Here is a 23,798-nt window from a genome sequence, read left to right as displayed (position 1 = left end):
ATTAATTTGGTGGGGCGGAACCCGAACCCTGGTCCGCCCCACCACTGTGCCCCGGGGGCCGCGCAGATGGACGGCAACGCCAACAGGACACGTACGACCGTGCTGATCGTCGACGACATGCCGGCCAGTCGCTACGCGCTGGGGGCGGTGCTGCGCCGAGCCGGTCACCGGGTCGTCCCCGTGGCCACCGCCGGCGAGGCACTCGCCGAACTGGACGTGCGGCTGCGCGCGGGATCCCTGCCCGACGTGGCCCTCATCGACGTCGGCCTGCCGGACATGAGCGGCTTCGAACTGTGCCGCCGGCTCAAGGCGCAGCCGCCCATGGCCACGCTGCCCGTCGTCCACTTCTCCTCCGCCGCCGCGGCACCCGCCGACCGGTGCGAGGGCCTGGAGGCCGGCGTCGAGGCGTATCTGACGGTGCCCGCCGAACCCGAGGAGATCCGGGCCGTCGTACGGGCCGCGGTGCGCGCCGCGCAGACGCGCTCCGGCGCCGAGATGCTCGTACGCCGGCTGACCCTGCTGTCCGGGATGATCGTCACCGTCCAGGCCGCGCGCAACCTCACGGAACTCGCCGACGCGTCCGCCGAGGGCGCCGCCCGGCTCACCGGCGGCCCGGCCGCCGTCTTCGTCCTCGGCCCGGACGGCGAGCTGTACTACAGCACCTCCAAGGGCCGCAGCGCCTTCGCCGTGCCGGACAGTCACGCGCAGGAGGCCGTCGTCCGGCTGATCAACCAGATGAGCAAGGGGCGCACCGGGGTGTTCCGCACCGTCGTGCCCGCGCACATGTGGCCCATGGGCTTCTTCCGGCCCGGCGTCCGGGACGACGCCCGCCTCGTGCTCACCCTGACCCGGGACGGCCGGGCGCCGGTGTGCTTCGCGACGCTCCTGCACATACCCCGGCCCGGCGAACCCGACGACGCCGAGCCGGTCGGCCGCCTTGCCCAGGCCACCGCGCTCGCCGCCGAACCCCTGCTGATGTACCAGGTCGAGCGCCATGTCGCCCTCACGCTCCAGCACAGCTTCCTGCCCCAGCCGCACCGGCTGCCCGACCTCCCCGGCGTCGACGTCGTGGTGCGCTATGTGCCCGCCTCCCGGCAGACCGAGATCGGCGGCGACTTCTACGCCGCGCTGCGCACCGAGGACGGGGTGCTCACCGCGGTCGGGGACGTCGTCGGGCACTCGCTGGAGGCGGCCACCGTCATGGTCGAGATGCGCCATGCCCTGCGCGCCTACTGCGTCGAGGAATCCGATCCCGCGGTGCTCGCCGACCGGCTCGACCACATGCTGCAGCGCTACCACCCCGAGGTCACGGCCACCGTCTGCCTGGTCCACGTCGACCCGGCCACCGGGCGCACCCGGATCGCCAACGCCGGCCACATCCCGCCGCTGATCGTCGGCGACTCGGGCAACGCCGAGTACGCCAAGGCCGCCGGGCCGCTGCTCGGTATGGCCCTCGGGCTGCCCAGGCAGCCGCCCGTGGAACTGTTCCTCGATCCCACGGACCGCCTCCTCATGGTCACCGACGGGCTCATCGAGACCCGCGGCGTCGATCTGGCGGTCTCCATGGAGGAGCTCCGCACGGCCGCGGCCGAGGCGCCGCCCGGCGTGTCCGCCCTGTGCGACACGCTTCTGGAGCGGTTCGGCGGGGCGCCGGACGACGACATTGCGATGCTTGCCCTGCGGTTAGGGTGAGCGCGTTGGCCTAGAACAGGAGTGCCCGTGCCGCAGATCACCGTTGACTACTCGACGTCCCTCTCCGACGCGTTCGACCGGCAGGGGTTCGCTGTCGCGCTGCACGCCGTGGTGGTGGAGACGGCCGCCGCGAAGATCGAGGCGTGCAAGACGCGGTTCCGGCCCGCGGAGGATGTGGTCGTGGGGGCGGAGACGACCGGGCACGGGCTCGTCCATGTCACGCTCGCGCTGCTGGCCGGGCGGTCCGACGAGACGAAGCTTCTCCTGACCGAGCGGACGCTCGAGGTTTTGCGGGCGCATGTGAAGCCGGTCGACGGTGTGGCGTTGCACGCGTCCGCGGAGGTGCGGGACCTTGACGCGTCCTACCAGAAGTTCGTGGACTGACGTCCGGCCTCACGGATGCGCCGTTCCCCGCGCCCCTAAAAGCTAAAAGATTGCGCAGTTCCCCGCGCCCCTAGAAGCCGAAAGGCTGCGCAGTTCCCCGCGCCCCTAGAAGCCCAAAAGACTGCGCCGTTCCCCGCGCCCCTGAAAGACAAAAGATTGCGCCGTTCCCCGCGCCCCTGAAGGGCGCGCCCCCGGCTACGACGCCAGTGAGACCAAGCGGCCGATCAGGTCTGTGAACGGGCCCTCTGGTGGTTCCTCCGCGAGCATGTGGCGGAGCAGGTCGGCCATTTCGGGGTCGTAGGCGGCGCTGACGGCGGCGAGGGCCGCGAAGTCGTGGACGAGTTGGGCCTCCAGCTCGGCGCGGGGGATCCGGCGGCCGTCCAGCCAGATGAGGGCGGTCGACTCGGCCAGGGAGATCCAGGAGCGGACGACCAGTTCGAGCCGGGCCGGCGGCCGGTCGATCCGCAGATGCGCCAGGATCTGGAGGTACGCGGCCTGCCGTACGCCGTCGATGAGGGCGTTCGTGTTGGTCGTGCCGACCGAGGGGCCGCCGCGCATCAGGGCCGAGAAACCGGGCCCGTGCTGGTCCACGAAGTCGAAGTACCGCCGCATGACCCGCAGCAGCCGCGCGCCCAGCGGACCTTCCTGAGGCTCGATGAAACGTTCCGCCAGATCGTCCGAGGCCCGCTTCAACGCGGCTTCGTACAGGCTGAGTTTGCCCGGGAAGTAGTGGTAGACCAGCGGGCGCGAGATGCCCGCGGCGGCTGCTATCTCGTCGATGGAGACGTCGTCGGGCGAGCGTCGGCTGAACAGGTCGAGGGCGACGCCGATCAACTGCTGTCGCCGCTCCTCGACACCCATCCTGCGGCGTACCCCGGTTGTCATACGAACACCTTACCGATCGGATCCGGCCGCGAACCGATCGGATCCGCGCGGGTGTTCACCCGCGTCAGCGCAGGCCGCCGATCGACCTCCCGTCGGCGAGGGTCCCCTTCAGGCCTGCCTGCGCGCCCTGTTGGGCCCGTACGGCAAGGAGATTGCCCTCGGTGGATCCGTCGACGCCGCCCGTCGCGCGGATCGACTCGGTGTCCTTGCTTCCGGCGGCGAGGAGATACCAGTCGCCCGTACCGGACTTCCACAGAACGCCCGCCAGGACGTGGGAGTCCTTCGCGCCGCAGGCGGCCACGTTCTCCGCCTTCGCCACGACCGCTCCGTACGGCTGCCCCTGGGCGTGGAACTGGGCCAGCACCCGTGTCCCGCCGCCGCGCCAGGTGTCCGCGCGGGTGCACAGCCAGTTCGCGGTGCCGCTCGCTTCGGGCAGCGGCTGCCGGGCGTACTGCCAGGCGTTCACCGCGCGTACGCCCTGGCCGCGGACGGACGCCAGGGAGCAGGCGAGCGGGGCCCAGGTCGCCGCCGACGCATCACGGGGCTGCCCGGGGCGGCCCGAGGTGAGACGGGCCGGGGTCAGCTCACCGAGGTCCGTCGTCAGCCTGGTGCCCGAACGGTCCGTGAGCTCCAGCGCGTTCCACGAGCGGCACTCACCGGTCTGCTGGGCGGGGCTGGCGAACGGCTCGGTCACCCCGTCCGCCGACCGGCCGAGACGCGTCCCGCCGGAAGAACCGGGGGAGTCGGGGGAGTCGGAACCGCCTGATGCGCCGACCGCCGACTTCAGCAGGTCGCGCACCACGGCCGTACGCACCCACGGTGCCGTCAGATAGCGGACGTTGCCGTCGGCCCGGCCGAGGACCACCGCGTTCGCCTCGGCCCCCGTGGCCCCGTCGACCCGGGCGAAGTCCAGGGCCGCGCCCTGCGTGCCGTCCTTCGCCTCGGCGTAGCGCGCGATGCGCAGTCCGTCGTAGAGCAGCACGACCCGGCTCTGGTCGACCTCGCCCGCGTACAGCAGCTGGGGCGGTCCCGGCGGGGCGCCCGACGGGGTGCCGGGGGTGGCCGAGACCTGTACGGACTCGCCGGGGCGTGCCCAGACGGCGAGCGCGCGGCGCAGCAGTGCCTTGTCGCCGGTGAGGGCGCCGCGCGCGGGCCACACGGAGAAGTCGGTGCGCGTCGACGACTGCCACGCGGCGGCGGGGACGAGCGTCAGCTTGCCGGGATCCAGGGCGGCCTGGGCGGAGGGGTTCCGCGCGTACGGGGGCGCCGCCGCGCCGTCGGGGCCCCAGCCGTCGCCGGGCAGCCCGAGCAGCGCCCCGCACACCGCCACGGCGGCGGTCGCGGCGAGCGCCGCCTTCATGTGCTGGCGGCGGCGCATCAGGTCCGGCGGCCGGGCCTGCAGCGAGCACGGGTCGAACTCGGGGGACGTCAGCAGCCCGTACTTCGCCTCGATCTCGTCGGCCTCGTCAAGCGCGTCCTCCGGGTCCTCCTCGCCCGCCGCGGCCAGCACCTTGAGCACGTCCGCGTCGGCCAGCCGCTCAAGACCGCGCAGGACGTAGGCGGCGCGGGCCGAGGCCGACAGGGCCGACAGCCGCTGGTCCAGGGCGAGTTCGTCGGCCCCGCCCGAGCGCGGGAAGAGCCGCAGGCCCCACACCTGGGGGAGCAGCGGCGGCAGTTGCGCCCGCTTCGGCCAGGCCCTGAACGTCAGCGGCCGGCCGGCCTCCAACGCCGTACGCAGCACCCGCAGGCGTACGTACGCGTATCCGGGATCGGCGTCGCGGCCCTCGGCGGTCTTCTGGGCGGGGAGGACCGAGGCGTCGCCGGACGTCCGGCCCCGGGGCAGCGCGCGCTGGGTGAGCGCGTGCGCGGTGAGCACCCGGCGGTTGCGGCCGAGGCTCGGCGGCAGCACCAGATAGGCGAGCCGGACGAGCCGCGGATAGTGCTCGACGAGCGCGGCCTCGGCCTGCTCGACGTCGACGGCCGGTCCGGGGCGGGGGTCCGGTGCGGGGCGCGGGGCGACATCCTGTGACTGCACGTTCAGCAAAACGAGCGAATCCGTGGTTGGTCACCTGGACTGCCCCGAGTCCATGGGGAGTTACGCCTCCGGCTCCACGAGCCCACGGGCGTAGTTCGCCATGGACCGCTGGTAGCGCGGCAGATGAGCGGCCAGGGCGCCGAGGACGAGCGCGAGCCCCTCGCGCTCGCGGCCCAGGCTCGCCAGGCACAGTGCGAGTGTGGCGCGTACTGCGTCGTCCAACTCGTCGGAGGGCGCGACGAGTTCCGGCGTCAGCAGCTTGACGCCCTCCTCCGGCTGCCCGGTGTTCCGCAGCGAGCTGGAGAGCTGGATCTTCGCGCGCCGGCCGCGGTAGCCGTCGAGCCCGCGTGCCAGCGCCTCCCGGTACAGAGGCACGGCCCGGTCCGAGTGGCCCGTCGAGTCCCAGGCGCAGGCCCGCTCGAACGGGCCGACCGGGCTGTCGGCGGGCAGCTCCGCGACCAGCGCGTCGATCACCGCGCGGAAATCGGCCGCCTCGGCCTCGGCGTAGTCGTCGAAGGCGGCCCAGGCGGCCGTCACTCGCTCGTCCCAGTCAGCATCGATGGTGGTCACGGGCCCACCCTCGCACAGGTGTGCCCGCGAACGACATCGGCTTTACGCGCCCGTCGACAGCCGGTGCGACAGCCCTGGCGGTGGCGGAGGACCGCCGATGTGGCGCCCGTCACTGTGATGCGTCCCGCGATGCCGTAGACACAAGACGGCAGCCGATTGAGCGCCGGGCGTGCGGGAGCCGTATCCGAAGGCAGAGCCCTCCACCGGGGCTCTCAACGGCGTGGGCCGGAACCGACCCGGAGGTACGTACGAATGCGTTTGACGAGGAAGAGGCTCGCGGTCGGTACGGCCGGGGCGGTCACGGCACTTCTGGCGGTGACCGGCTGCGGCGGCGGCTCCGAGGACAGCGGGGCGAAGGTCCCCGAGACCGCGAGCGGGAGCCTGGAGCAGATCGCGAGCGAGGCGGGCTGCAAGCCGGACATGCAGACGGACGCGGACACGATCCGGCAGGCCATCTGCAAGACCTCCGGCGGCAAGTACATCCTGGCGACCTTCGCCACCGACCGCGGTCAGCGCGAGTGGCTGAACGGGGCGAAGGACTACGGCGGCTACTACCTCGTCGGCCGCAAGTGGGTCGCCGTCGGCGAGCAGAAGACGGTCACGGTACTGCGCGGCCAGCTCGGCGGGACCATGGAGGAAGGCTCCGAGCACATGAACCCCGGTGGCAGTCACAACAGCGGCGGTCACAGCAGCTGACGGACGGCATCGCCCCGCGTCGGCCACGCGGGGCCCGAGGGCATTCGGTCGAAGGAATTCGGGGCAAGCGAAAGCCGGCGGTGGGAAATCCCACCGCCGGCTTTCTCGTGCTTACTGCCTGTTGCTCACTGCCTCTGTGTTACTGGCAGTCCTGACCGCTGTTGATGCAGTCGACCACCTGGTTCATCGTGTTCTCGTCGAAGAAGTTGATGAAGTCGTTGTGGTCGGTGATCGGCTTGTGCAGCTGGTCCGGGAAGGAGTCCACCGCGAAGGCGTTCTGTACCTGACCGTTCTGGATCTGCGGGGCGTCTACGTCATAGACCAGACGGACCTGCAGCTGGGGGATGGCCTGGAAACCGTTGCCACAGGTGCCGTCCGCCTGGACGAAGGACACGTGCGTGCGGTGGTTGGCCGAGTCGATGTTCTGACCGTCCCAGCAGCTCTGGAAGTTGGTCGTCCGCACCACGGAGCTGCCCTCGGGGCAGATCGGGTACTTGTCCGTCAGCTGACGGTCCTCGAAGCCGGTGCAGCTCCAGTTGGTGTTGGCGTTGGCGAGGCCGTTCACGAAGGACTTGGCGTCACCGGTGATGATGCGCAGTGCCGTGGGCATCGCGACGACATCGCTCTTCTGGTTGCCGACGAACTTCAGCTGAGCCTCGCTGGCCTGGAGGATCGTGCCGACGTTGCCGTCCTGACCGCCACCGGGGGCGTTCGCGTCGATGTCGTCCTGACCGTCCTGCACACGCAGCACCGGCCAGAAGTACGACGACTTGTCACCCTGGTTCTGGCAGCTGGTGTCGGCCGCCGCCAGGTCCTGGTCGCTCGCGAAAGCGTCGTTGTCCTGGTTGCCGACGTAGTCGTGCTGGTGCTGGGCACCGTTGCTGACACCGGGAGCGACGATCACGTTGTCCGAGTTGCGGTTCTCGTTCTCGTTCGTGCCACAGTTCGTGGTGAACGTGCCCGTCGAACCGGAGTCCCCGTTCGCCGGGAGCCCGTTCGGACCGACGCCCTTCGCGCCACCGGTCGGCTGGACCTGGGTGATGTCCTGGAAGTCGGCGGCCGCGGGGCCGTTGCCGTCCTGGCCACCGTTGCCCTGGTCCTGACCCTGATCCTGGCCGTTGTCCTGGCCCTGGTCCTGACCGTTGCCCTGGTCCTGACCCTGGTCCTGGCCATTGTCCTGGCCCTGGTCCTGACCGTTGCCGCCCTGGCCCTCACCCGCGGCGGGCTGGTCGGCCGGCACACCCTCGCACCCGGCGAGCTGGTCGGCTCCCTGCGGGGCCTTGCCCCCCTTGCGCTTGATGCTGTTGTTGATCCGGTCGATCGTGGCCGTCCGCTTGGACTTCAGCGGACTCAGGATGGCGTTGTTGACGTAGCTGGAGTCCCCCGCCTGGGCCTGGCGCGTGTCGGCGAGGCGCTTGTAGGCCTCGGTGACCTGCTGGTCGAGCTTCGCCAGCTCCTTGTCGACACCGGCGCGTGCCCCCCTCGGCACGTCGGTCAACTGCTGGCCGACGTCCGGACATTTGATCGTCGCCACTCCGGCGGCCGTCGTCTGCGCGTTCTGCGTCGAGTTCTTGCCCTCGCCCGCAGAAGCGTAGATGTTGGCCGCCAGCAGACCGCCGCCACCCAGCGCGAGAGCCGCCGATGCGGCTATCGCCCGGTTGGCGAGCGTGGAGCGGCGTTTACGGTTTGTGCGTCCCATGGAACTCCTCTGGCTTCCTTGCGGGGGCATTGAGGCGCCCGACAGGAGGTGAAGCGGCTCCGTTCAATACGGAGGGGGTTCCTGAGGTGTTCAGTGGTCCAAGAAATTGGTGAGAGTTCGGGGACACAATCCCGGCGCAAGGGGCCCAGAAGCCCCTCAAACAACGGCAGTTGAGTGCGACTTATTGAATATCATTCAGCGAAAGCGGAACTTCGGACCCGCCTCCTGACGGGTCTCCGTACGACCGCCGCCGATCTTTCTCGGTCCTCTTTCGGGGCCCTTTCAGCGGTCCTGGTCCAAATAGGCGAGAACAGCCAGGACGCGACGGTTGTCGTCGTCCGAGACCTCGAGTCCCAGCTTCGCGAAGATGTTGGACGTGTGCTTGGCGATCGCCCGCTCCGTGACCACCAGTTGGCCCGCGATCGCCGCATTCGACCTGCCCTGTGCCATCAGTTCCAAAACCTCCAGCTCGCGCGGGGTCACCCGGCCCAGCGGCCGGTCGTCCGCCTGCCGCCGGGTCAGCAACTGCTGGATGACCTGCGGATCCATCGCCGTACCGCCCGCCGCGACCCGCCGCACGGCGTCGATGAACTGCTCGGCGTCGAACACCCGGTCCTTGAGCAGATAGCCGACCCCGCCGGCCCCGTCGGCGAGCAGCTCACGCGCGTACAACTGCTCCACGTGCTGCGAGAGGACCAGCACCGGCAGCCCGGGTCTCGCCCGCCGGGCCGCCAGCGCGCACTGCAGTCCCTCGTCCGTGTGCGAGGGCGGCAGACGTACGTCGACGACGGCGACGTCCGGGTCCAACTCGGCCAGCGCCCAGGTGAGTTCGGGCCCGGTCTCGACGGCCGCGGCGATCTCGAAGTCGTACGCCTCCAACAGCCGGACCAGTCCGTCGCGCAGCAGGAACAGGTCTTCGGCTAGGACAACTCGCAAGGGATCTCCATGGTCACCATGGTGGGGCCGCCCGCGGGACTGCTGACGGCCAGGACGCCGTCGAATGTACCCAGTCGCCGCTCGACTCCGGAGAGTCCCGAACCCGCGCCGATCGAGGCGCCCCCGCCGCCGTCGTCGGTCACGGCGATCCGCAGCATGCCGCCGTGCTCGGGGGAGTGGTGGATGTCGACCCAGATCCGGTCCGCCCCCGAGTGCTTGACGGCGTTGGTGAGCACCTCGCTGACGGCGAAGTACGCGGCGGCCTCCACCGGTTCACCCGCCCGGCCCGCCAACTCCACGTCCACCTCGGTGCCGATGGGCAGCCGCAGCGCCAACGCCCGTACGGCGTCGCCGAGTCCGCGCTCCGCGAGCACCGGCGGGTGGATGCCGCGTACGAGGTCACGCAGTTCCGTGAGCGCCTCGGCGGAGGACCTGCGGGCGTGTGCGAGCAGCTGCTTGGCCTTCGCCGGGTCCTTCTCGACCAGGGCCTCGATGGTGCCGAGATCCATGCCCATCGCGACCAGCCGGGCCTGCGCCCCGTCGTGCAGATCTCGTTCGATCCGGCGCAGTTCGGCCGCCGAGGTGTCGACGGCGTCGCGCCGGGTCTCGGTGAGCACACGGACGCGCTCGGCGAGCTCGCCCTGGCCGGACCCGAGGACGGACCTGGTCAGCAGGAAGTGGGCCCGCAGCAGCAGGGGAGCCGTGTAGACACCGGTGACGAGCAGGGCCGCTCCCAGCGCGGCGGCGGCGAGGGCGCTGAGCTGCCCGCTGATGGGCACGAACCCGTACCACCAGCCGACGCGCGTGCCGTCCGTGAAGACCCGCCACAGCCCGGCGCCGAGCGCGAACCCCTCGAAGGGATAGGTGAGCAGAGCGGCGGGCAGCAGCGCCGTGACGAAACCCGCGATCATGTCGACCGGCAGCCACATCAGGTCCCGCCAGGTCGCCGGATCGCCGAGCAGCCGGAAGCACCGCGTCCAGGGGTTCGCGTCCTTCGGCACCGGCCGGTAGGCGGGCGGGATCCGCACCCCGCACCACTGGGCCGCCACCAGCCGCCGCCAGTTCGCGAAGCCGCGTACGCCCGCCAGCACCCACGGTGTCGTGACGATGCCTATGCCCAGCGGCACGAGGACGATCGACACGACGGACAGGACGAAGAGGGTGATCGACCCGGCCGGCACCACGACGGCCAGCACCAGGGCCCGCGCCCCGGTGAGCGCGGCCGTACGCAGCCTGCCGCCGACGAACCCGCTGTCCCCGTCCGTGCCGCCCTCGTTCGTGCTGTCCCCGTTCGTGTCCATGCCCTCAGTCTCGCCGAGCCCGCGCCCGCGGTCACTGGGCCGAACCACCCGGCGGGGGTGGTGCCAGCGCCACCCCCGCCGGCGCTCAGCCGCCCAGGACCTTCGCCTCCACCGAGGGGTCGAGCCCGACCACCGGCCGGTCGGGGCGCTGGGGAGCGGTGCCTCCTATGTCCTGGAGCCAGCTCCAGGTGTCGGCCACCGTCTCGGCGACCGGCCGGCACCGCAGCCCGTCCCGCACCGCCCTGGACACATCCGCCCGGTGCATCGCGTCGTGCGACTCCGAGCCGGGCGGCACCCACACCGGCAGCTGGATCCACGGCTCGATCCCGGCCGCGAGAACCACCTCGGGTTCGGTCCACCGAAGCTCAGCCGGACCTTCCGCGGCCGGAACCTCCGCAGCTGTGTCTCCCGCGGCCGGGCCTCCCGCGACCTGCACACACGCGTCGAGCAGCGCCCCCATGGTCGCGTGCCCCGACGGACTGATGACGTTGTACGCCCCGCCCGCGCCCGCCTCCACCGCCCCGAGGGTCCACTCGGCCAGATCGCGGACGTCGACGTACTGGAGCGGGAGTTCACGAGGACCGGGCGCGAGGACCGGCCCGCCGCGCGCCATCCGGTCCAGCCACCACGGCAGGCGCCCGATGTTCTCGTACGGGCCGAGGATCAGGCCGGCCCGTACGAGAAGCGCCCTCTCCTCGCCGAAGGCGTCCAGCACGGCCAGTTCGCCGCCCCGCTTGTCGCGCGCGTAGTCGGTCCCCTCGGCGTCCGGGGAGGCGCCCTCCACCACCGGGCTGTCCTCGTCGTATCCCGCTGCGGGCGGCCAGGCGTACACGGAACAGCTCGACACGTACACGTACCGCCGGGCGCGGTTCGCCAGCAGCCGCGCCGAGTCCCGGACGATCCGCGGGGCCGCGGACCAGGTGTCGACGACGACGTCCCACTCCTCCTCGGTCCCGGCGAGGGCCGCGAGCCCGTCGGGCGCGGTGCGGTCGCCGTGCAGGGACCGCACCCCCGCCGGAGGTTCGTGGCGCCCGCGGTGGAAGACGGTCACGTCCCAGCCGCGGGCGAGCGCCGCCTCCACGACGGCCCGGCCCACGAACTCCGTACCACCCAGCATCAGAAGTTTCATACGGGTGACTGTGCCCGGCGGCCCCGCAGGACGGAACGCGAATCTGCCGACAGGCGAACCGTTCCGCCGACGGACGAATCCCCGAGCGGTACGGATGCGGGTACGGGTACGGGCTCGGGCCCGGGCCCGGGATCAGCTCGCGGTCGGCGGCGTGTACTTGTACCCGACGCGCCGCACCGTCTGGATGGCCTCCCGGTGCTCCGCCCCGAGCTTGCGGCGCAGCCGGGCGATGTGGACGTCCACGGTCCGGCCGTCGCCCACGTGCCCGTACCCCCACACCGTGGTGACCAGCTGGTCGCGAGTGTGCACCCGGTGCGGATGCGCCACGAGATGCGCGAGCAGCTCGAACTCCAGATACGTGAGATCCAGCGGTCGCCCGCCGACCTCGGCCGTGCGCTGCACGGTGTCGACGCGTACGAGGGAGTCGTCGCCCTCGGACTCCGCCGGGTCCGCGTCCGGCACGGCGACCGGCAGCAGCGACGGCTGGTCGGCCGGTACGAGGACCAGGTACCCGATCATCGGCGGCCGGCCCGGCAGCGTGGGCAGGGTGTGCGGGGGAGCGGGCAGCCAGGTGGCGCCCGGCGGGAGGAGGTCGGTGACGTCGACCACCTCGTCCCGGTCGACGGCACGCAGCCGATGGCGCGCCGAGCCCGTGGCAGGGACTGAGGAGGGGGCCGTGGAGGGGGCGGTGGCAACGGACGAGAAGGAACGGGTGTTCGCCATGTGAGGTCAGCTCTTTCGCGCGAGAGGTCGTCGGAGGACGTACGTCGTGCGCGCTGGCCGAAGGCCGGGATGTACGGCTTTAGAGGGCCCGCGCGTTCACCGCGCGACAACACACCCGGTCGAAGTCGTGATGCTGCCGGGAAGGCCAGAAGGGCTCAAGATCACGACGCCCCGTCGCGATGAACTCCTGGAAGCCGGTCATGCCCTCATTGAAGCAGACACCCGCCCCCAACAGCAGCCTCCTCTCAGAGGCCGGACAGCTTTTCACCTGCCGAGGGACCCGGCACCCCCTGACCGAACGCGGAAGGGGCGCCCACCACACGGGTGGGCGCCCCTTCCGAAGAACAGCCGAATCAGACCTGCCCGGCCTTCTCGAGGGCGGAGCAGCACGTGTCGACGATGAGCCGCGTCACCACGTACGGGTCGACGTTGGCGTTGGGCCGACGGTCCTCGATGTACCCCTTGCCGTCCTTCTCGACCTGCCACGGGATACGCACCGAGGCACCACGGTTGGACACACCGTAGGAGTACTCGTTCCACGGGGCGGTCTCGTGCAGACCCGTCAGGCGGTCGTCGATGCCGGCGCCGTAGTTCTTGACGTGGTCGAGCGGCTTCGAGCCCTCGCCCAGCGACTCGCACGCGGTGATGATCGCGTCGTAGCCCTCGCGCATCGCCTTGGTGGAGAAGTTGGTGTGCGCCCCGGCGCCGTTCCAGTCGCCCTTCACCGGCTTCGGGTCCAGCGTCGCGGAGACGTCGAAGTCCTCGGCGGTGCGGTAGAGCAGCCAGCGGGCCACCCACAGGTGGTCGGAGACCTCCAGCGGGGAGACAGGGCCGACCTGGAACTCCCACTGGCCGGGCATGACCTCGGCGTTGATGCCGGAGATGGCGAGACCGGCCTTGAGACAGTTGTCCAGGTGGGCCTCGACGATCTCACGGCCGAAGATCTCGTCGGCGCCGACGCCGCAGTAGTAGCCGCCCTGCGGGGCCGGGAAGCCGCCGACGGGGAAGCCGAGCGGGCGCTCGCCGTCGAAGAAGGTGTACTCCTGCTCGATGCCGAAGATCGGCTCCTGCGCGGCGAACTTCTCCGAGACCTCGGTGAGCGCGGCACGGGTGTTGGACTCGTGCGGCGTCATGTCGATGTTGAGGACCTCGCACATGACGAGTACGTCGTCGCCGCCGCGGATCGGGTCCGGGAAGGTCGCGACCGGCTTGAGCACGCGGTCGGAGGCGTGGCCCTCGGCCTGGTTCGTGGAGGACCCGTCGAAGCCCCAGATCGGCAGCTCGGCACCCTTGGCGTCGTCGGCCAGTATCTTCGTCTTCGAACGGAGCTTGGCCGTCGGCTCGGTGCCGTCGATCCAGATGTACTCAGCCTTGAAGGTCACGGGCCACATCCTTCGGGGTGGGTCTCTCAGCGCAATGCGGGTGCTGCGGCGCTGCGGCAGCGGGGCGCCGCGGGGATGCCGGGAAGCCTGTCAACAGGCGATTTCCCGATCATTGCTCGAACGTGAACCCCGTGTTACCTGGTGCCTCTGTGCTGCGACTCACTCGCTGAGAGCGTTCGCGCGCCGCGCACCCGCCTCCCGAACAGCGGATTCCGTACGACGCCCGTCCCGCCCCGGACCCTCGTATGCGATGGGTTTCGCCCACACGGCCGGACGGGCCGCCGGACCGGCCGCCGAACGGGTCACGCGGGCAAACGACCACCGGGCGCGACCGTGGGCCCGGATCACTCCTCCGGCTCCGCGCCCGAAGCCGCCTCCCGTACGCCCGTCAGGAAGCCCCGGATCGCGGCCAGTTCGCGCTCGTCGTACCCCCGGAGCAGTTCCACGGACCGGCCGATGAGCGGGCCGAAGAAGGCCTGGCCCAGTTCGACCGCCCGTTTCTCCACCTCGACGAGCACCCGGCGCCGGTCGCGCCCGTCCCGTACCCGCCGCGCGTGCCCCAGCCGTTCGAGCCGGTCGAGGACGGCGGTGGTGCCCGCCGAGTTGAGTCCGAGCAGACCGCCGAGCCGTCCCGCCGTCATCTCGGTGCCGTCCCTGCGGGCGTCCATGAGGCAGATCAGCGCCCGGACGTCCGTGGCGTGCATACCGTTGTCGTGTGCGAACCGGGCGCTGTGCAGGCCGAGTTCGATGGTGGCCGCACGCAGGAGATGGACGATCTCCATCTCGGGCCCCTGGTCCTTCACACCGCGTCCCCGTCTATCATCTCGATGAGTGAGTATCTCGTTCAGCGAGATAATAGAGGGAACACGAGGGAGGGGAAGGGCAGCATGAACTTCTGCGTGGCGTACGACAAGGTCATGGCCAGGTGGCCCGCCGACCGGGAGGAGATCAGCGTCCGCACCGCCTTCGGCGAGACGGTGGTCAACGTCTGCGGCCCGCGCGACGGCGCCCCGCTCCTCCTGTTACCGGGCGGAGGCGGCGCCACCTCGGCCTCGTGGTTCGCCAACGCGGCCGAACTCGCCCGCACGCACCGGGTCCACGCCGTCGACCTGATCGGCGAACCGGGCCGCAGCGTACGTGATACCGAGTGCCCCCTGCGCACGGTCGACCACCTCACCGCGTGGCTCGACGAACTCGTCGGCGCGCTGCTGCACGACATGGGTGCCGCCCCGGCCGCCCGGATCCACCTGGGCGGGCACTCGTACGGCGGCTGGATCGCCCTGCAGTACGCGCTGCACGCGCCGGAGCGGGTGAGCCGTCTGTTCCTCCTCGACCCGACGAAGTGCTTCTCCGGGTTCAGGACGGCTTACCTGCTCCGCGCAGGGTCGATGATGCTGCGGCGCTCGCCCCGTCGGCTGCGCGCTTTCCTGGAGTGGGAGACCGGGGGAGTCCCGCTCGACCACGACTGGCTGCGGCTTCAGGAGGAGGCCGGCACGTTCCCGCTCGTGCGGCCGGTGACGGGCCCGGCCCCCGAGCCGGAGGCCCTGCGCGCGCTCGAACTGCCGGTCCTGGTCCTGCTGGCCGAGAGAAGCAGGGCCCATGACGCACGACGGGTGGCGGCTCGCGCCGCCACCCTGTTGCCGCGTGCTGAGGTGACCGTCCTGCCGGACGTGTCGCACCACGCGCTGCCTCACACGGACCCCGCCGAACTGAACCGCAGGCTGACCGGCTTCCTGGCGGCCTGAACGGCCTCAGTCGTCACTGGCCGTCACTCGCGGCGGGGTCTCACCGACGCGAGCCGTCCCGTCAGCCCACCTTCTCGATGAGGGCCCTGCGGATCAGGAACTTGCCGGGCTCGCGGACCTGCTCGAACGCCGCGTTGTTCAGGAGCGCGCAGCTGCCGGAGACCGAAGTGACCTCCACGGTCGTGGACTTGTTGTTGTCCAGGTTCGTGACCTTCAGCTTCGTACCGGCCGGGAACTGGTTGCTGGACGCCGCGGGGGCGCCGTCCTCGCCGGAGAGCGTGACGGTGGAACCGTTGCAGACCTGCTGGCCACCGACAGCGTTGTCACCGTCCGCGTCACCGGCGGCGGGCGGGGCAGCGCTCTGCGAGGGCTGCTCGGCGGGGTCGGCCGCGGCGGGCGGGGCCGACTCGGCGGGCGTCCCCTGGGGCGCGCCTGCCTGCGAGGACTCGCCGACCTCGCACCCGGAGGCCTTCTGCTGGACCTTGATCTGGGCGATCACCGCTTCGCGGTTGGCGATCCGCGCCTCGGACTGGGCGTCCGGGCTGGTGCGCTGCCCCTCGATGAACTTCTCGTTGTTGCCGAGCGCGGTGGCCAGCCCGTCGCAGACCACCGAGGACTGCGCGGCCGGGGCGTTGGTGCTCGCGTTCGAGGTGGCGGCGAAGGCGAAGGCCCCGCCGCCGGCCACGGCCGCCGCGCTCACCAGCAGCGCGATCTTCTTCTTCGGGCCGAGAGTTCTCCTGCGTGACATGAACGGCTCCTGTCCCCGGCCACCCCTGGCGGTGACCGTCCGCCGCTATGTACGAGATACCGAACGGGGTTGCTCATCAGCTCACACGAGTCACCCAAGTAACAAAGATCACAAGGAAGTTGAGGGATCCTCATCTTGACTTCGGCCCAACGCGTCCCGTACAGCCTCGTCCGTACGTGCCACGACGGCGGTTCCGTCGTCCGCGGTGATGATCGGCCGCTGGATGAGCCGAGGGTGCTCCGCCAGCGCCGCGATCCATCGCTCCCGCGAACCGGCGTCCCGGGCCCACTCCTTCATCCCCAGCTCCTTCGCCACGGCCTCCTGGGTCCGGGTGATGTCCCAGGGCTCAAGACCGAGCCGCTCCAGGACCTCCCGGATCTCGGCCTCGCTCGGCACGTCCTCCAGGTACCGCCGGACCGTGTACGCGGCCCCCTCCTCGTCCAGCAGGCTGATGGCGCTGCGGCACTTCGAACATGCCGGATTGATCCAGATCTCCATACCGCACAAGGTATGCCCGGCCACTTCGCCCCCACCTCAAGGGTGGCCGCCGGTCATGTCACAGATCTCCGCCGTCCGGCGTCTCCATGCCGAGCTCCACCGGAGAGGTGGAGCGGAGACGCCGAGCAACGGGAGCGTGACCCCATGAACCTCACACTGTGGATCTGTGCCGGACTGCTGGCCGCGGTAGCCCTGGCCGGCGGCATCAGCAAGGCGTTCGTGCCCAAGGAGACACTGGCCGCGACCCACGGCGGGGGATGGACCGAGGACGCCGGCGTCGGCTTCGTCAAAAGCCTCGGCGTCCTCGAACTCCTGGCCGCGGCGGGCCTGATCCTGCCCGCCGTACTCGACATCGCCCCCGTCCTGGTGCCGGTGACCGCCGCCTGCTGGGTCCTGCTGATGATCGGCGCGATGGTCACCCACGGCCGACTCGGCGAATCCAGGTTCGTACTGCTGAACCTGACCTACCTCGCACTCGCGGCCTTCATCGCGTGGGGCCGCTTCGGCCCCCACTCCTTCACCGGCTGACCGGCGCCGGTAGCCGGCCGGGCGGAGTGCGCCGCGCCGCTCAGTAGCCGGGCGGAATCCGGTCCTGCGGCTCGTCGGACACCTCTGCAGTACGGTCTCCCACCGCACTGTCCTCCACCGCACTGTCCTCGGCCGTACGGTCCTCCACCGAAGCGTCCTCCACCCGCGCCCGCTCGGACGCGGCCGGGTCGGTCGAGTCCGGGATCAACTCCGCGATGCGCAGGGTGCACTCCCACTTCGTCAGCCTGCCCTTGATCACCACCAGGTACGACTCCTGGTCGGCGAAGCGGTACACCTGGCGCCACTGCTCGACGACATGCTTGCTCGGTACGTACGTGTGGGCGGCGGCGTGGAGCTCCTCCAGCGCCTGTTCCTTCGTCTCCAGCCCGCGACGGATGAACTCGGTTCTGTACGTGTCGTTCTCGTACTGCGCGACCACGACCCAGTTGCCCATGCGCACTCCCCCCTCGACCGGATCGCCAGTCAGCCACAGCTCGGCCGCCGGGACAAGAACGACGCAGGACGAGCGGGTGGCTCTGTTCGAATTTTTGCCGCCTCACGCACATCTCGCAAACCATCTGTGACGCGATGCCAATTGCCTTGTCCACCTGGGCATTTACTGGACGTCCTGGGCTCGCTGATTGTCAGTGGGGGCCGGTAAACTATAAGTAGTGTTCGAGGGGGCCGCCGGAGAGGCCGGACGGTTCCCTGACCGCGACAGGAGGATGCCTGTGCCCGCTGCCGCACTCAGCCCGCTGCCCACCCAGTCCACATCCAAGAGGGCGGTCCTGCTCGACCTGCCGTACGAGCCCGTCGAGAAGCGCCCGCTGCCACCGGGCCGCCCGCGCGACTGGTACGTGACGCACAACCGCCGCCTGAAGGCGATGCGCCTCGCGATCGCCCTCCTCGACTCGGGTGTGTACGTACCGAACCAGGCCCGCAACGAGAAGATCCGCAGCACGGCCCAGCTCATCGGGATCCACCCGCCGTCGGACACCACGTGCCACATGGTCCGAGCCCTGATGAGGTACGCCCGCTGAGCTCACGCCCGGTGCGCCGCCCGCTTGTCGGGGCGGACGGCGCACCGGGTCGTGGCCCTGGGGCCTGCCATGAGTCGGCGGGCCGACGGATTCACGGCTCCCGGCGTCAGGCCGACGCCAACTCCCGTTCCAGCGGCGTCCGGAAGCGCGGTGTGACCCGGGTCGGGCCCACCCAGGCGTGCAGTCGCGCGACCTCCGCCTCGATCGCCTCCCGCGCCTCGCGGCCCACACCCTCGGTGTCCAGCAGCCGCCAGGCGATCTCGCCGTCGGGCCGCTGGGCCCAGCCGCCGACGATCCGCCCGTCCCACCACACGGTGGGCCCGATGTTCCCGCTGCCGTCGAAGAGCGCGGACCGCGACTCCGGCGGGCAGTACCAGTCCCGCCCCTGCCAGCCCATGGCCGTCGGATCCAGGCCGGGCAGCAGCGCGGCCCACGGCTCGACCGCCCCGACCGGCTCCACGGCGTCGGCGAGGACGTACCCGACACCCTCGTCCACCGACACGGTCACGGCCCCGACCGCCTTGAGTGCGGCGCGTACGTCGGTGACCTTCCAGCCCGTCCACCACTTCAGGTCCGCCTCCGTGGCCGGCCCGCACGCGCCCAGCCACCGCCGCAGCAGCTCCGACTGGGCCTCGGCGACCGGCAGTTCGGGGGAGGGAGGGGCCACCGCCCACCGGAACTGCGTGGACGTCCACGAGCCCAGTGGCCGCCCCCGTACGACCCGGCCCTCGACGCCCAGCACCCTCCACAGCCGGGAAGAGACGGTGTGCACGCCCTCGTAGCTCTTCCCGGCCGCGTACACGAACTGTTCCCTCAACCGGGGCTCGTCCTGGGCCAGTTCCACCGCGGTGGCCTCCCCGCGCCGGGCCAGCGCGGCCAGCGCCGAGGCCTCCACCTCCGCGAGCCACTCCGCGTCCGGTGCCCCCGCCTTGGCCATGTCCTTGAGCAGCGCGGCCCGCGCCCGCGCGGCGACGGTGAGCCCGGTGGACGCGTGCACGACCGGTACGAGCCCGGTGGGGAACACGAACACGGTGTGTCGCATGCCGTGCATCCGCAGCAGCGTCCGGTCCTCGTACAGCGCGCGTTCCGTCTCCGGCACGGTCTTCGCCGCGTCCGCCAGACGCGCGCCCACGGCAAGGAAGACGCTCGCGGGATCCGTCCCGTGCAGCGCCACCAGCGACTCCGCGACCTCCTCCGGAGAGTCCGCCCGCGCGGCCCGGGCCAGCCGCTGCCCGACGGCCAGCCGGGCCCGCCGCTCCGCCACCTCGATGTACCGCAACTGTCCGCTCACTCGATCCCCTGTGTCGTTCACTAGCACCGCAGCGCACCGCGCTGTTCCGGCTCGCCCCTGGATTCTCGCTCCGAGTGTCGATTTTGTTCGACTTCAGGAGTTCTGTGAGCGTTCTCCCGCTGATTCCGGCGTTATTCGTTTCCGTCGGACAGGCATCACCCGGCATCCTGAGGGCTACTCTCAACCCACCGACGGACGGGTGCCCGCCCCCAGCGCCGCGTCGGACATCTCAAGGTCCCACCACCCACGCACAAGGAGACCCATCATGGGTACCTTGATCATTTTGGCGATCCTCGCTCTGGTCGTCCTCGGTTTCAACAACCCTCTCTGGTGGTTCGCCGGGGCCGCCCTGCTGTACCTGCACTTCCGTTACGGCAGCACCGGCCAGAGGTCGACGGGCTCCTCGTCGACCCGCGGCCCCTCGGGTCCGGCCGGTTCGTCGCGTTCGTCGGCGCGCGGCGACAACGACTACCGCGCGTACCGCCAGCGCCGTGACCAGCAGGCCAGGTGGGAGCGCCGCTACCGCCGCGAACGCCCCTGGATGACCCGCCAGAAGCGGAACTAGCGGAACTGGCCCGACGGGAGGAGCGGCTAGCCCAGGCCCGGCGCTCCCCACAGCGGGAACCACCGGCCCAGGTCCTGCTCCACCCGCAGGTCGTTCCCGAGGGCCGCCCTGACCTGCAGCTCCAGCGCGTTGTCGCGCCGCTGGCCGTCACCGGCCAGCGGCGCGAACGGGTAGAAGGTCCCGCGCTTGTAGAGATAGACGAGCCCGAGCCGCCGCCCGTCGCCGTGCTGGAACCCGACCACCGAGCACAGCAGTTGCGGGCCGAACCCGCTGCCCTCCAGCGTGCTGTTCACCGCGTGCAGATCACCGACGAGCGCGGGCAGATCGTCCGGCTCCCGTCGCGACACCAGCCAGGTGTACCCGTAGTCGTCCCGGCTCACCTCCACCGGCGGCTCCGAGTCCGCGTCGATCAGCTCCCGCACTTCCTCCCGTACGTCGTCGAAGGCGGCCCCCTCGACGGACGCGAAGCACACCGAGCCGTGCCCGGTGGGAGTGAACCCGGCCGCCGCCTCCAGCGTCACGGCGGCCGACGGCAGCCCGAAGAGCTGGTCGAGATCGGGCGCGACGGGCCTGCTGCGGCCGAGGAGGACATCGAGGAACCCCATGCTCAGCCCGCCTTCCCGGGGGCCGGCGCCTCGCCCAACTCGCTGGAGATACGGCCGAGTTGATCAAGCCGGTCCTCCAGGCTCGGGTGCGTCGACAGCAGGGACGAGAAATACCGCTGGGTACCCGGCGCGGCACCGAACGCGGGAGTGAAGTAGAAGGCGTTGAAGGCCTGCGCGGTCCGCAGATCACGCGTGGGGATCTTCGCGATGTCCCCGGTGAGCTTGGTCAGCGCGGAGGCCAGCGCCGAAGGACGCCCGGTGAGCATGGCCCCGGCCCGGTCGGCAGCCATCTCGCGGTACCGGGACAGGGCCCGGATCAGCAGGAAGCTGAGCGCGTAGACGGCCGCGGACACCGCCATCACCGTCATCAGGACGACGACCGTGTTCTGGTCCTTGCGCCCCCGCCCGCCGAACACCTGCGAGTAGAGGGTGAAGCGCACGACCAGCCCGGCGAGCACGCCCAGGAACGAGGCCACGGTGATCACCGCGACATCGCGGTGCGCCACATGTGACAGCTCGTGGGCGAGTACGCCCTCCAGCTCGGCGGGGTCGAGGCGGCGCAGCAGCCCGGTCGTGACGCAGATGGCGGCGTGGTCGGCGTTGCGCCCGGTGGCGAAGGCGTTCGGCATCTCCATGTCGGAGACGGCGACCACGGGCTTCGGCATGTCGGCGGTTGCGCAGAGCCGGTCGATCACCCCGTGCAGCTGCGGATACTCCTCGCGCTCGACGACCCGGCCGTGCATCGCGTACAGCGCGATCCGGTCCGAGAACCAGTACTGCGCGCCGAGCAGCGCCGCGGCGATCACCACGACCAGCACCCAGGACTTCAGCAGCACGATCAGCACGGCCACGAAGGCCACGTACAGCAGCCCGAGGAGGAACAGGGTGATGCCCATCCTCGCGGTCAGTCCCCGGTCGGCCTGGAAGCGGCTCTGCATATCGATCACCTCGAAATCGGGCACTCGTCCCGATTCCAGTGTGCACCCGGGCCTTTCCACGAATTGATCTGGATCGGCCCTCCACCAGGCAAAGAACGACAAAGCCCTGTCACTGCCCGAGGGGCGGTGACAGGGCTTCGTTCGTCAGCTGTTCGTCAGCCGTGACGCGCTACGCGTACGTGTCGGTCACGGAGTCGATCACACGTCGTAGTAGAGCTCGAACTCGTGCGGGTGCGGACGCAGCTGCAGGGGAGCGATCTCGTTCGTGCGCTTGTAGTCGATCCACGTCTCGATCAGGTCCGGCGTGAAGACGTCGCCCGCGAGCAGGAACTCGTGGTCGGCCTCGAGGCGGTCCAGGACGGCCGGGAGGGAGGTCGGGACCTGGGCGACGCCCGCGTGCTCCTCGGGGGCCAGCTCGTAGAGGTCCTTGTCGATCGGCTCGGCCGGCTCGACCTTGTTCTTGATGCCGTCGAGGCCCGCGAGCAGCAGCGCCGAGAAGGCGAGGTACGGGTTGCCGGAGGAGTCGGGCGCGCGGAACTCGACGCGCTTGGCCTTCGGGTTCGAGCCCGTGATCGGGATACGCATGGCCGCGGAGCGGTTGCGCTGCGAGTAGACCAGGTTGATCGGGGCCTCGAAGCCCGGGACCAGGCGGTGGTAGGAGTTCACCGTCGGGTTGGTGAAGGCCAGCAGCGACGGGGCGTGCTTGAGGATGCCGCCGATGTAGTAGCGGGCGGTGTCCGACAGGCCCGCGTAACCGGCCTCGTCGTAGAACAGCGGGTCGCCGTTCGTCCACAGCGACTGGTGGACGTGCATGCCCGAGCCGTTGTCACCGAAGATCGGCTTCGGCATGAAGGTCGCGGTCTTGCCGTTGCGCCAGGCGACGTTCTTCACGATGTACTTGAAGAGCTGCAGGTCGTCGGCCGCGGCGAGCAGCGTGTTGAACTTGTAGTTGATCTCGGCCTGGCCGGCGGTGCCCACCTCGTGGTGCTGGCGCTCGACCTGGAGGCCGGACTTGGCCAGCTCCAGGGAGATCTCGGCACGCAGGTCGGCGAAGTGGTCGACCGGCGGGGTCGGGAAGTAGCCGCCCTTGTAGCGGACCTTGTAGCCGCGGTTGTCCTCGATCGCACCGGTGTTCCAGGCGCCGGCCTCGGAGTCGATGTGGTAGAAGGCCTCGTTCGACTTGGTCTCGAAGCGCACGCTGTCGAAGACGTAGAACTCGGCCTCGGGGCCGAAGTACGCGGTGTCGGCGATGCCGGTCGACGCGAGGTACGCCTCCGCCTTCTTCGCCACGTTGCGCGGGTCACGGGAGTACTGCTCGCCCGTGATCGGGTCGTGGATGAAGAAGTTGATGTTGACCGTCTTGTCGCGGCGGAAGGGGTCGACGCGCGCGGTGGACAGGTCGGCGCGGAGCGCCATGTCGGACTCGTGGATGGCCTGGAAGCCGCGGATGGAGGAGCCGTCGAAGGCCAGTTCCTCGGTCGGGTCGAAGGCCTCTGCCGGCAGCGTGAAGTGCTGCATCACACCCGGCAGGTCGCAGAAGCGGACGTCGACGAATTTGACGTCTTCGTCCTTGATGAACTTCTTGGCCTCGTCGGCGTTCTGGAACATCCAGCTCCTCCTACTCCCGCTCACTGTGGACCGGGGTGGTAGTTCGTTCGTGCGGCCAGTGCGGTGGCACACGCTGAGCCCGACCTTAGGGACGGGTGATTTCTCAAGCGTGACCCATTTGTTTCGCCCAAGTTAACCGGACCGGGCCGGGAACACCCCACCTGTACGCATGCCAAAACGGGCGCAGTACCTTGGACGGGTGGACAACAGGCAAGCAATCGGATCGTGGCTCTCCGGACCCCGTGCGGCGGCGGAGGAAGCCGGTGCCGACTTCGGATACCGCGGCGAGCAGCTTGGTCTGCCCGAGTCGGGCCCCGGCTCGATCGCCCGCCCCGGGCGCCGCCTGGCGGCCCTCGCGGTCGACTGGGGCCTGTGCCTCTTGATCGCATACGGCCTGATCACCGACGGCTACGGCCAGGCGACGGGCAACTGGGCGCTGGGCGTCTTCTTCGTCGTGAGCGTCCTGACCGTCGGCACGCTCGGCTTCACCCCGGGCAAGCGCCTGTTCGGCCTCCGCGTCCTCGCCCTGGACACCGGCACGGTCAACCCGCTCCGCGCCCTCCTGCGCACGGTCCTCCTGTGCGTCGCCCTCCCGGCGCTGATCTGGGACCGCGACGGCAGGGGCCTGCACGACCGCCTGGCCCGCACGGTCGAGGTCAGGATCTGAGCGGACTCGTACGACGCGGGGGCCCGGAACCGATCGGTTCCGGGCCCCCGCGTGTGGGCCTGCCCAATGTTTACGGGGCGCCCCGGAACCTGAGGTTCCGGGGCGCCCCGTTTCAGTCGAGTCCAGCGACAGC

Annotated in this window: 25 protein-coding genes; 8 read left to right on the top strand and 17 right to left on the bottom strand. The window is 70.6% G+C overall.

Going from position 1 to position 23,798, the window contains the following annotated elements:
• Window positions 1-66 precede the first annotated feature (66 nt).
• Together ACN20J_RS15340 and ACN20J_RS15335 are read left to right on the top strand one after the other, a co-directional pair.
• The gene (locus ACN20J_RS15340) at window positions 67-1,692 is read left to right on the top strand and encodes a fused response regulator/phosphatase (protein WP_190228189.1); all 1,626 of its coding nucleotides are present in this window, start codon (window positions 67-69) and stop codon (window positions 1,690-1,692) included.
• A gap of 27 nt (window positions 1,693-1,719) precedes the next feature.
• Window positions 1,720-2,076, top strand: coding sequence for a 5-carboxymethyl-2-hydroxymuconate Delta-isomerase (locus ACN20J_RS15335; RefSeq protein WP_364194427.1), 357 nt, complete (start codon window positions 1,720-1,722; stop codon window positions 2,074-2,076).
• Window positions 2,077-2,271: 195 nt separating this feature from the next.
• Here the strand turns inward: ACN20J_RS15335 and ACN20J_RS15330 are convergent, their stop codons facing one another.
• The 3 genes from ACN20J_RS15330 to ACN20J_RS15320 all read right to left on the bottom strand — a co-directional run bounded on the left by ACN20J_RS15330 (window position 2,272) and on the right by ACN20J_RS15320 (window position 5,566).
• Window positions 2,272-2,961, bottom strand: coding sequence for a TetR/AcrR family transcriptional regulator (locus tag ACN20J_RS15330; protein ID WP_190228191.1), 690 nt, complete (start codon window positions 2,959-2,961; stop codon window positions 2,272-2,274).
• A 64-nt stretch (window positions 2,962-3,025) separates the two neighbouring features.
• Window positions 3,026-4,996, bottom strand: coding sequence for a hypothetical protein (locus tag ACN20J_RS15325; RefSeq protein ID WP_419666085.1), 1,971 nt, complete (start codon window positions 4,994-4,996; stop codon window positions 3,026-3,028).
• A gap of 60 nt (window positions 4,997-5,056) precedes the next feature.
• Entirely contained in the window at window positions 5,057-5,566 is a 510-nt protein-coding gene (locus tag ACN20J_RS15320) for a tetratricopeptide repeat protein (RefSeq protein WP_372505574.1), read from the bottom strand.
• 252 nt (window positions 5,567-5,818) lie between these two features.
• On the opposite strand from ACN20J_RS15320, the gene ACN20J_RS15315 reads away from it, so the two are divergent.
• Window positions 5,819-6,262, top strand: coding sequence for a hypothetical protein (locus ACN20J_RS15315; protein WP_419666084.1), 444 nt, complete (start codon window positions 5,819-5,821; stop codon window positions 6,260-6,262).
• A gap of 139 nt (window positions 6,263-6,401) precedes the next feature.
• Here the strand turns inward: ACN20J_RS15315 and ACN20J_RS15310 are convergent, their stop codons facing one another.
• The 7 genes from ACN20J_RS15310 to ACN20J_RS15280 form a co-directional block, all read right to left on the bottom strand.
• On the bottom strand, window positions 6,402-7,961 hold the full coding sequence (locus ACN20J_RS15310) for a DUF1996 domain-containing protein (protein ID WP_189838275.1): 1,560 nt from the start codon (window positions 7,959-7,961) through the stop codon (window positions 6,402-6,404).
• A gap of 282 nt (window positions 7,962-8,243) precedes the next feature.
• The gene (locus tag ACN20J_RS15305; RefSeq protein WP_419666083.1) at window positions 8,244-8,897 is read right to left on the bottom strand and encodes a LuxR C-terminal-related transcriptional regulator; all 654 of its coding nucleotides are present in this window, start codon (window positions 8,895-8,897) and stop codon (window positions 8,244-8,246) included.
• Window positions 8,882-10,198 (bottom strand): sensor histidine kinase, encoded by a 1,317-nt coding sequence (locus ACN20J_RS15300; RefSeq protein ID WP_190228193.1) that lies wholly within the window; start codon window positions 10,196-10,198, stop codon window positions 8,882-8,884. The genes ACN20J_RS15305 and ACN20J_RS15300 overlap by 16 nt, the downstream gene beginning before the upstream one ends.
• An 85-nt stretch (window positions 10,199-10,283) precedes the next feature.
• Entirely contained in the window at window positions 10,284-11,327 is a 1,044-nt protein-coding gene (locus ACN20J_RS15295) for an NAD-dependent epimerase/dehydratase family protein (protein ID WP_419666082.1), read from the bottom strand.
• Between the two features lie 132 nt (window positions 11,328-11,459).
• Complete coding sequence (locus ACN20J_RS15290; protein WP_189838279.1) at window positions 11,460-12,050, bottom strand: winged helix-turn-helix domain-containing protein; 591 nt, start codon at window positions 12,048-12,050, stop codon at window positions 11,460-11,462.
• Window positions 12,051-12,403: 353 nt separating this feature from the next.
• Complete coding sequence (glnII, locus tag ACN20J_RS15285; protein ID WP_055611133.1) at window positions 12,404-13,432, bottom strand: glutamine synthetase; 1,029 nt, start codon at window positions 13,430-13,432, stop codon at window positions 12,404-12,406.
• A 344-nt stretch (window positions 13,433-13,776) separates the two neighbouring features.
• Complete coding sequence (locus ACN20J_RS15280; protein WP_419668884.1) at window positions 13,777-14,214, bottom strand: MarR family transcriptional regulator; 438 nt, start codon at window positions 14,212-14,214, stop codon at window positions 13,777-13,779.
• Window positions 14,215-14,319: 105 nt separating this feature from the next.
• On the opposite strand from ACN20J_RS15280, the gene ACN20J_RS15275 reads away from it, so the two are divergent.
• Window positions 14,320-15,177: an alpha/beta fold hydrolase gene (locus tag ACN20J_RS15275; RefSeq protein ID WP_419666081.1), complete on the top strand. Its 858-nt coding sequence runs from the start codon at window positions 14,320-14,322 to the stop codon at window positions 15,175-15,177.
• A gap of 61 nt (window positions 15,178-15,238) precedes the next feature.
• On the opposite strand, the gene ACN20J_RS15270 is transcribed toward ACN20J_RS15275, so the two are convergent.
• Together ACN20J_RS15270 and ACN20J_RS15265 are read right to left on the bottom strand one after the other, a co-directional pair.
• A complete protein-coding gene (locus ACN20J_RS15270) occupies window positions 15,239-15,925 on the bottom strand; it encodes a hypothetical protein (RefSeq protein ID WP_419666080.1) in 687 nt (228 codons plus the stop codon).
• 108 nt (window positions 15,926-16,033) lie between these two features.
• Entirely contained in the window at window positions 16,034-16,423 is a 390-nt protein-coding gene (locus ACN20J_RS15265) for an arsenate reductase family protein (protein WP_419666079.1), read from the bottom strand.
• Window positions 16,424-16,567: 144 nt separating this feature from the next.
• Between ACN20J_RS15265 and ACN20J_RS15260 the strand changes: the two genes are divergently transcribed.
• Window positions 16,568-16,951: a DoxX family protein gene (locus tag ACN20J_RS15260; RefSeq protein WP_419666078.1), complete on the top strand. Its 384-nt coding sequence runs from the start codon at window positions 16,568-16,570 to the stop codon at window positions 16,949-16,951.
• A 40-nt stretch (window positions 16,952-16,991) separates the two neighbouring features.
• Here ACN20J_RS15260 and ACN20J_RS15255 read toward each other — a convergent pair whose 3' ends face one another.
• Entirely contained in the window at window positions 16,992-17,405 is a 414-nt protein-coding gene (locus ACN20J_RS15255; protein WP_362304738.1) for a hypothetical protein, read from the bottom strand.
• Between the two features lie 277 nt (window positions 17,406-17,682).
• Between ACN20J_RS15255 and ACN20J_RS15250 the strand changes: the two genes are divergently transcribed.
• Window positions 17,683-17,991: a hypothetical protein gene (locus ACN20J_RS15250; RefSeq protein ID WP_143631201.1), complete on the top strand. Its 309-nt coding sequence runs from the start codon at window positions 17,683-17,685 to the stop codon at window positions 17,989-17,991.
• Window positions 17,992-18,097: 106 nt separating this feature from the next.
• Here the strand turns inward: ACN20J_RS15250 and ACN20J_RS15245 are convergent, their stop codons facing one another.
• Window positions 18,098-19,282 (bottom strand): winged helix DNA-binding domain-containing protein, encoded by a 1,185-nt coding sequence (locus ACN20J_RS15245; RefSeq protein WP_419666077.1) that lies wholly within the window; start codon window positions 19,280-19,282, stop codon window positions 18,098-18,100.
• Window positions 19,283-19,547: 265 nt separating this feature from the next.
• Between ACN20J_RS15245 and ACN20J_RS15240 the strand changes: the two genes are divergently transcribed.
• The gene (locus ACN20J_RS15240; protein WP_419666076.1) at window positions 19,548-19,847 is read left to right on the top strand and encodes a hypothetical protein; all 300 of its coding nucleotides are present in this window, start codon (window positions 19,548-19,550) and stop codon (window positions 19,845-19,847) included.
• A gap of 26 nt (window positions 19,848-19,873) precedes the next feature.
• Here the strand turns inward: ACN20J_RS15240 and pspAB are convergent, their stop codons facing one another.
• The 3 genes from pspAB to glnA all read right to left on the bottom strand — a co-directional run bounded on the left by pspAB (window position 19,874) and on the right by glnA (window position 22,998).
• The gene (pspAB, locus tag ACN20J_RS15235) at window positions 19,874-20,452 is read right to left on the bottom strand and encodes a PspA-associated protein PspAB (RefSeq protein ID WP_419666075.1); all 579 of its coding nucleotides are present in this window, start codon (window positions 20,450-20,452) and stop codon (window positions 19,874-19,876) included.
• 2 nt (window positions 20,453-20,454) lie between these two features.
• Complete coding sequence (htpX, locus tag ACN20J_RS15230) at window positions 20,455-21,390, bottom strand: zinc metalloprotease HtpX (protein ID WP_189838529.1); 936 nt, start codon at window positions 21,388-21,390, stop codon at window positions 20,455-20,457.
• A gap of 198 nt (window positions 21,391-21,588) precedes the next feature.
• Window positions 21,589-22,998 carry a type I glutamate--ammonia ligase gene (glnA, locus tag ACN20J_RS15225; protein WP_189838288.1) on the bottom strand — a complete coding sequence of 470 codons (1,410 nt, stop codon included), beginning with the start codon at window positions 22,996-22,998 and terminating at the stop codon, window positions 21,589-21,591.
• 199 nt (window positions 22,999-23,197) lie between these two features.
• Here glnA and ACN20J_RS15220 point away from each other — a divergent pair, with 199 nt between their 5' ends.
• Window positions 23,198-23,665 (top strand): RDD family protein, encoded by a 468-nt coding sequence (locus ACN20J_RS15220; protein ID WP_189838289.1) that lies wholly within the window; start codon window positions 23,198-23,200, stop codon window positions 23,663-23,665.
• The last annotated feature ends 133 nt before the right edge of the window (window positions 23,666-23,798 follow it).

The sequence above is a fragment of the Streptomyces sp. 2-1 genome (genome assembly GCF_048564895.1).
Lineage (GTDB): Bacteria > Actinomycetota > Actinomycetes > Streptomycetales > Streptomycetaceae > Streptomyces > Streptomyces phaeochromogenes.
Note: the sequence above shows the minus strand (reverse complement) of the source record. Positions and strands in the feature narration are given on the sequence as shown.